Raw genomic sequence first — 8,116 nt, forward strand, 5'->3', positions numbered from 1 at the left:
GCGCTGGGGCCTGCTGGGGCTGGTGGTGGTGGGACTGCTGTCGGGCTGCGCGGACCGGGAGCGCTCGTCGCTCGCGGACGGCCGGCTGACGGCGACGCCGGGCGGCGTCGACTTCGCGCGGGTGGCCGTTTTCGACGCTCGCGAATCCACGGTGACGCTGCGCAACGTGGGCCGCGCGCGCATCACGGTGGACGAGGCCTGGGTGGAGGGGCCGGAAGGCGCCTACAAGGCCGAGTTCACCCATGAGGGGCCTCACAGCCTGGTGCCGGGCAGCGAGTGCACGCTGAAGGTGCGCTTCGCGCCGCTGGCGCAAGGCGGTCTGCCCGCGGTGCTGGTGGTGCGCTCGGACACGCGCATCGAGCCGCTGATGCGGATTCCCCTCAACGGCGCCGGCGTGGACGCGTGGGCGCGGGTGACGCCGCGCGCGCTGGACTTCGGCCGCATCGAGGCGGACTCCACCAAGACGCTGGGCGTGACGCTGGACAACCCCACGGAGCTGCCGGTGATGGTGACGCCCAGGCTGGTGGGCGCGGACAAGGACGAGTTCGTCGCGGCGCCGGTGACGGTGAACCCGGGCGAGCGCGTGGAGTTGCCCCTCACCTTCAACCCGGTGCGGGTGGGCAAGAAGCGGATTGCGCTGGCCATCTCGCCCTGCCACGGGTGCGCGGACGTGCCGGTGCAGGTGACGGCGGAGTCGCTGGAGCGCGCGGTGGTGGCGGAGCCGGAGGTGTTGGACTTCGGCGCGGTGCCGGTGGACCGCGACGCCATCAAGGCCTCCAGCCTGCGCAACATCAGCACGGAGCCGGTGACGGTGACGTCGCTCATGCTGGATGGCACGGACGCGTCCTTCAGCCAGAACAACACGGGCCTGCCGCTGGTGCTCCAGCCGGGCGAGGTGCGCGCCTTTGAGATCCGCTACAGCCCCGGCCACATGGGCGCGGCCACGGACCGCGCCGTCTACACCGTGGTGAGCAAGCGCCACCCCACGCTGCCCGTGCCGCTGCGCGGCTTCGGCGGCGCGTCCGAGCTGTGCGTGTCGCCGATGATGCACGACTTCGGCGAGCAGCCGCTGGGCTCCAAGGTGCGCGTGGTGGTGAACGTGAAGAACTGCGGCACGGACAACGCGGGGCCGCTGACCATCAACACGCTGGACTGGACGCCGGACGCCACGGGCGCCCAGCTCCAGTTCAACAACAAGCCGGTGCCGCTGCCGTTCACCCTGCCGGCCAACGGCGAGCTGAACCTGGAGGTCTTCTACGAGCCCATGCGCGAGGGCAGCGCGTCCGGCGCGCTGGTGATGACCACGAGCGCGTTCTCCGCGGCCACCGTGCAGCTGGACTTCTTCGGCAGCGCGCGGGCGCATGCGCCGTGTGACTTGACCGTCACGCCGGAGCTGGTGGACTTCGGCACCCTCCCGCCGGGCCGCGGGGCGGTGCTGGGCGTGAAGCTGGAGAACAAGGGACAGGACCTGTGCCCCGTGAAGAACATCCGCATCGCCAACGACGGCGGCGGCGTGTTCAAGATGCCCGGCGGCGAGCTCTTCGGCGGCATCATCTACCCGGGGGACTGGTTCAGCTTCCAGGTGGCGTTCCAGGCGCCCTTCACCGGAGGCAGCTTCGCGGGTGAGCTGCAGGTGGAGCAGTACAACCCGGTGACGCCGGTGCGGCAGGTTCCGCTGATGGCGAACTCGCAGGAGACGTGCCTGGTGGCGTCGCCCTGGTACCTGGACTTCGGCCTGGGCCGCAAGGACTGCCGCCCGGCGCCGCGTGAGGTGAACTACCTCAACGCGTGCACCACGCCCGTCACCATCTCCAACGTCTTCATCGGGCCGGGCACGACGGACACGGAGTTCGAGCTGTTGGACCACCCGGCGCCGCCCGCGTTCCAGCTTCAGCCGGGCGAGTCCTTCACGGTGGGCGTGGACTACCTGGCGCAGGTGACGGGCATGAACCTGTCGCCGCTCTTCGTGGACTCCAGCGACCTGCCCATCCCGCTGATGGTGCCGCTCATCGGTGAGTCGTCGAAGAAGACGGACAAGACGGACAACTTCGTGCAGCAGGACGTGAGCAAGGTGGACGTGCTGTTCGTCGTGGACAACACGGCGTCCATGGTGGAGGAGCACCCGAAGCTCGTGTCCGCCATCCCCGCGTTCGTGGACGCCGCGCGCAACAAGGCGGTGGACGTGAACATGGCGGTGACGACGACGGGCATCTCCGCGGTGTCCGGCGCGTGCCCGGGCGGCGCGCTGGGCGGCGAGGCCGGCCGCTTCTTCCCGGCGGACAACAGCCGCCAGCGCATCCTCACCCTGGCCACGCCGGACGTGACGCAGGTGCTCCAGCAGAACGTGCAGGTGGGCCAGTGCGCCCAGGTGGAGCAGGGCTTTGAGGCGATGCGCCGCGCGCTCACGTCTCCCCTGGTGAACAACGCGGATGATCCGCGCACGCCGCTGGCCAACGACGGCAACGCGGGCTTCCTGCGCGACTCCGCGGCGCTGGTCGTGGTGTTCGTGGGCGACGAGGACGACCACTCGCCGGACGCGGTCGCCACGTACGTGCAGTGGGCGCAGCAGCGCAAGGGGGAGAACCAGCCGCAGCGGGCCACGTTCTTCGCCATCGCGCCCACCAAGACTTCCTGCTCCACGGCGGGCGGCACTGGCACCCGGTACGCGGACGCGGCGGCGCAGACGGGCGGCGAGGTGCTCAACGTCTGCGCGGCGGACTACGCGCCGCTGCTCCGGCAGGTGGCCAACAAGGCGTTCAGCGCGCAGGACCGCTTCCCGCTGAGCGAGGAGCCCGACGCGGGCACGGTGGTGGTGAGCGTCAACGGCGCCCCCACCCCCAGCGGGTGGACCTACGACGCCGCGTCCAACAGCGTGGTGTTCAGCGTGGTGCCGCCGCCGGGCTCCAGGGTGGCCATCACCTACCGCCGCGCCTGCGCCAACGACTGAACGGTGGGGAACCCGTGGTTGTGGACCCCGTGACGGGCCGGCCATCCGGCCCCGAACGGGGGTGTCAGACCCCGGTGCTACAGCACTGCATCTGCCTGTGCGGATGACCAGAAAATTGGAGGCGCTCCCTCGGTGTGTACCCTGCGGAGCGTCTGCACGCTGTTGCCCTGGAGGCGCTGTGAACACCTGGACCCCTGATGAGCCCATGAAGTCCTCTCCGCGCGCCGGTGCGCCGGGGCTGCGGGTCATCCGCGGGGAAGGGCAGCGCAAGCAGGAGCCGCTGGCGGACCGGAACGCGGTGGCGCGGGTGCTGATGGAGGCCGGGGCGGACATGCTGCTCAAGCGCATCAGCCCCGTGAGGGCGCAGGAGATCGAGCGCAAGGTGGACCGGGTGCTGGACCTGTTCGACCGGGTGGACGCGGCGCCGGTGCTGATGCCGGTGCTCAAGCGGCACCTGGACGACCTGGAGGCCCTGATGCGGGAGACCCGCGAGGTCCGGGCCGCCCGGCGCTAGGGCACACGCCCGGTGGAACCTTCGAAAAGCCCAGGGGGATTCGATGTTTGATTCCCCTGGCCCGGCCGCTTACGCTTGGGGTTCGCCTCCTCGCGTCCGGCCGTGTCCATCGAAACCTACGGCAGCTACCAGCTCCTGAAGCGCCTCGCCACGGGCGGCATGGCGCAGATCTACCTCGCGCGCCGGCCGGGTTCGGATGCTCCGGACAAGCTGCTGGTGTTGAAGCGGATCCTCCCGCACCTGTCGGAGAACGACGAGTTCGTCCGGATGTTCCTGGACGAGGCGCGGATCGCGGCCCGGCTCGCGCACCCCAACGTGGTGCAGATCTACGACCTGGGGGCGGAGGGGGACACCTTCTTCATCGCCATGGAGTACATCCATGGCGTGGACGCGCGCCGGCTCTGGAAGCGCTCGGAGACGGCGGGGCGTCCGCTGCCGGTGCCCATCGTCTGCCGCATCCTGCTGGAGGCGTGCGCGGGCCTGGACTACGCGCACAAGAAGACGGACGCGGCGGGGCGCCCGCTGGGCATCGTGCACCGGGACGTGTCACCGCAGAACATCCTGGTGACGTTCGACGGTGGCGTGAAGGTGGTGGACTTCGGCATCGCGAAGGCGGCGGATCAGGCCACCGTCACGCGCTCCGGGGTGCTCAAGGGCAAGTATTCGTACATGTCGCCGGAGCAGGCCGCGGGCCAGCGCGTGGACCGGCGCTCGGACGTGTTCGCGCTGGGCGTGGTGCTGCATGAGCTGCTGACGGGGGGCCGGCTCTTCAAGCGCGTCAGTGACATGCTGACCCTGTCGGCGGTGGCGGAGTGCAACGTCCCGGTGCCGTCGCAGGTGGCGCCCCGGGTGCCGGCGGAGCTGGACGCCATCGTGCTCAAGGCGCTCGCGAAGGACCCGGACGCGCGCTACCAGCACGCGCAGGAGCTGCAGCGGGCGCTGGAGGGGTGGCTCGCGTCGCAGCCGCAGCCGTGTGGCACGCCAGCGGACCTGGCCGGGTACATGCGGGAGCTGTACTCGGACCGGCTGACGGAGGAGGCGCGCTCCGGCGAGGTGCAGGTGACGGACGAGGAGGCGGGAGTGGCTCCGCCGCCCGCGCCGCGCCGTTCGGTGATGCGGCCCGCGACGGCGCTCGCGCGCACGGAGAACGAGCCCACCACCACGCTGCGCCCGAACCGGCCGAGCCGTCCCAGCGGGAAGGTGGAGGCGCGCCGCGAGGACGCGGAGGCGGAGGGGGCGCGCTCGGAGGTTCGGGGCCCGGACACCCGTCCGGAGGGCCGCAACGCGGAGGCGCGGGTGGAAGCGCGCAACGCGGAGGCCCGCGCTGTCGACGCCCGGCCGGAGCCCCGCTCGGAGGTCCGCAACGCGGAGGCCCGGAGCGTGGAGGCCCGCGCTGTCGACGCCCGCCCGGAGCCCCGCTCGGAGGTCCGCAACGCGGAGGCCCGGAGCGTGGAGGCCCGCGCTGTCGACGCCCGGCCGGAGCCCCGCTCTGAAGTTCGCAACGCCGACCCGCGCGCCGAGGCCCCCCGGGGCATGACGGGCTCGCGGCGGGCCCTGGAGTCACCGCCCTCGCGGAGCACCCGGCCGGTGCGCCTGGAGGAGCCGTCCCTCCCGACGGTGACGCAGGACGAGGACGGTCCCACGCTCGCGATGGTGGACACGCAGGGGAAGCTCTCCGGCGGGTTCCAGATAGAGGAGGACGGGCCCACGCTCGCGATGGTGGACACGCAGGGGAAGCTCTCCGGCGGGTTCCAGGTGGAGGAGGACGGCCCCACGCTCGCGATGGTGGACACGCAGGGGAAGCTCTCCCGCGGGTTCCAGATAGAGGAGGACGGGCCCACGCTGGATCAGCGCTCCATGACGACGCTGACCCAGGATGACGAGGACGACTCGACCCTGGACATGCGCGCTGTCTCCCGCGCGGACGTGGACGAGGGCCCCACGCAGGACCTGCGCGCCGTGCCGCGCTCCGAGATTCCAGTCCCCCGGCCGGGTGGGCCCACGCCGTCCGGCGAACACCGCGGCCACCGGCTCCCAGTGCCCGCGCCCCACGCGACCATCGAGGAGATGACCGCGTCCACCGCGCCGCGCTCCGCGTCCCGCGCGCCCATGCCCAACGCGTGGGTGCCGCCGGCCCGCACCGGAACGCTCACCGAGCAGTCCGCCGTGACGCCGCCGAAGCGCCGCGCGCTCCTGTACGGCGCCATCGTGCTCGTCGCGATCCTGGTGGGCGTCGGCATCGTGTGGAGCCTGGGCCCGGGCGCCAGTGGCGTGCACGTGGAGTCCGAGCCCGAGGGCGCGCGCGTCGTCTTCGAGGACCGGGTGCTCCCGGAGCGCACGCCGCTGACGCTGCCGACGGTGAAGCCCGGCCGCTACTGGGTCGTGCTCATCAAGGAAGGCTACCGCGAGCTGCGCACGCAGATCGTCATCCCGCCGTCTGGCCGGCTGGACGTGGGGCCGCTGAAGCTCGTGCCGCTGCCGTCGTCCGGAAAGCCCGGTGCGGAGCCGCCCGCGACCGCGCCCCCGCCGCCTTCAACGACCCCGGAGCCCGGCGTCGGGCCCTCCGGCGTGGCCGGTCCCCGTGAGCCGGATGCGCTGACTCCCGAAGTGAAGCAGGCCCAGGAGTCCCCTGGCGCCCAGGCTCCCGCGCCGGGGGGGCAGGCGCCCGTCGCCACGGCGCTGCCCGCGGCGGAGGTGCGTGAAGCCGCCCGCGCCGCGGAGCGCTCCGCGCCGGTGAGCTTCGTGGTGACGCCCTGGGCGGAGGTGTCGTGCAACGGCCGCAAGCTGGGGGAGACGCCCTTCCAGCCGGTGAAGCTGGGGGTGGGCCTCTATGACTGCAAGTTCACCAACCCCGAACTGAAACGCACTGTCAGCCGCCGCATCGAGGTGCGTCCCATCGACCTCAACGTGGTGACGGTCAAGTTCGAGTAGGCGTGGCCTTGGACCCTTCCGTGACGCTCGAGGCAGGCACCCACGTCGGCAAGTATGTCGTGCGCCGCAAGCTCGCCGAAGGGGGCATGGCGGAGATCTTCCTGTGCACCGCGCGCGGGCCGGAGGGCTTCGAGAAGGAGGTCGTCATCAAGCGCGTGCGGGCGTTCCTCGCGAGCGACCCGGACTTCGTGCAGATGTTCATCGCGGAGGCGCGGCTGGCCTCGCGGCTCAACCACGCCAACGTGGTGCAGATCTTCGACTTCGACAAGCACGAGGACACCTACTACCTGGCGATGGAGTACGTGCGCGGCTGCTCGCTGTGGGAGCTGCGCAAGCGGAGCAAGGAGTCGATGACGCCGATGCCGCCCGTGCTGGTGGCGCACATCGGCGCGGAGGTCGCGCGCGGGCTGCACTATGCCCACCGCCTGCGCGTGAATGGCGAGCTGCTGAACCTGGTCCACCGGGACGTCACGCCGCACAACGTGCTCGTGTCCTACGACGGCGCGGTGAAGCTCACCGACTTCGGCATCGCGAAGGCGGGCAACAAGCTGACGAACCCCGGCGTGCTCAAGGGCAAGTTCGCGTACATGTCGCCCGAGCAGGCCCGGGGCGAGAGCGTGGACGTGCGCACCGACGTCTTCGCGCTGGGCGTGGTGCTGTGGGAGTTGCTCACCGGCGGGAGGCTGTTCCAGGGGGATTCGGAGATCGCCGTCCTGCGCGCGGTGCAGGAGAGCGCCATCGTGCCGCCCGCGCGCCTCAACCCGGACGTGCCGCCGGACCTGGACGCCGCCATCTGCCGCGCGCTGGAGCGCGACCTGTCCAAGCGCTTCCAGACGGCGGGCGAGCTGGAGCGCGCGCTGGCGCAGTGCGTGTTGAACCACGCCCGCTCCGTGGATGACACCGACGTGGGCGCGTTCGTCCGGCCGCTGTTCCCCATCGCGGCCAGCAACCAGGCGCTGCCCGCGCTCCCGGAGCGCACCGCGCTGCAGGACGGAGCGCTGCCCGCCGGAGCGCCGCCCCGCGAGCCCACGGCGGTGATGCCGTCGCGCGAGCACGCCTCGGGAGCGAAGCGGGGCGCCTCGCCGGACGAGGACCGCCACGGGACGACGCTGGTGCTGTCGCGAGACGACCCGTCGCCGAACGGCCGTCCTCCGCAGCCCACGCCGCAGATGCCGTTGCAGTCCATGGGAAGGGAAGCGCCGCTCGCCAGGCGCAGCGAATCCCGCGAGGTCCCCGCCGCCAGGGCTGAGTCCCCGAGCGACGAGAACTCCATGGCCTGGACCGGCTCCGCCGATGACGACGTCGGTGCACCCGAGGACGGAGGCTCGCGGTCATCCGCCTCCGCGCGCCGTCGGGAGGAGTCCTCGAGCCGCAAGCCCGACACCGCCTCCGCGCGCCGGGCCGGTTCCGCCGGCAAGGCTGACACCGCCTCCGCGCGTCGTGCCGCGCCTCTCGCGGATGAGTTCCCCGGCGCCGACGACGACCGCGAACTCGATACGGTCTCCGCCACCGAGCCGGGGCCCCCCGTCGCGCCGGGCCGCAAGCGCGCCCTGTGGGCTGGAGCCGCCGCGCTGGGACTCGCGGGCCTCGTGGGCGTCCTCGCCGTGGCCCGCTCGAACACCGGTGCCCGGGACGTGGGGCAGGGGAGCCCGCCCGCGCAGGCCTCGCCCCCGGCGACGAACCCGCCTCCGGCCACCACCGCGGTGCCCCCGGCAGAACCCGCC

The 8,116-nt window shown here is 72.3% G+C and carries 4 protein-coding genes; all 4 read left to right on the top strand.

The window, feature by feature from the left end; translation table 11 throughout:
• Window positions 1-2,947, top strand: a 2,947-nt coding sequence (locus tag D7W82_RS36790) for a choice-of-anchor D domain-containing protein (protein ID WP_233588159.1), incomplete at its 5' end; no start/stop codon positions are given.
• Window positions 2,948-3,152: 205 nt separating this feature from the next.
• On the top strand, window positions 3,153-3,461 hold the full coding sequence (locus D7W82_RS36795; protein WP_120622761.1) for a hypothetical protein: 309 nt from the start codon (window positions 3,153-3,155) through the stop codon (window positions 3,459-3,461).
• A gap of 102 nt (window positions 3,462-3,563) precedes the next feature.
• Window positions 3,564-6,392 (top strand): serine/threonine-protein kinase, encoded by a 2,829-nt coding sequence (locus D7W82_RS40745; RefSeq protein WP_158617795.1) that lies wholly within the window; start codon window positions 3,564-3,566, stop codon window positions 6,390-6,392.
• A gap of 20 nt (window positions 6,393-6,412) precedes the next feature.
• Window positions 6,413-8,116, top strand: a 1,704-nt coding sequence (locus tag D7W82_RS36810; RefSeq protein WP_147439729.1) for a serine/threonine-protein kinase, incomplete at its 3' end; no start/stop codon positions are given.

Origin of the sequence: Corallococcus sp. CA049B (genome assembly GCF_003611685.1) — a bacterium.
Taxonomy (GTDB): domain Bacteria; phylum Myxococcota; class Myxococcia; order Myxococcales; family Myxococcaceae; genus Corallococcus; species Corallococcus coralloides.

Bases quoted from the DNA above. Each gene is read 5' to 3' on its own strand.
- D7W82_RS36795 (WP_120622761.1), top strand. From the start codon at position 3,153: ATGAAGTCCTCTCCGCGCGCCGGTGCGCCGGGGCTGCGGGTCATCCGC.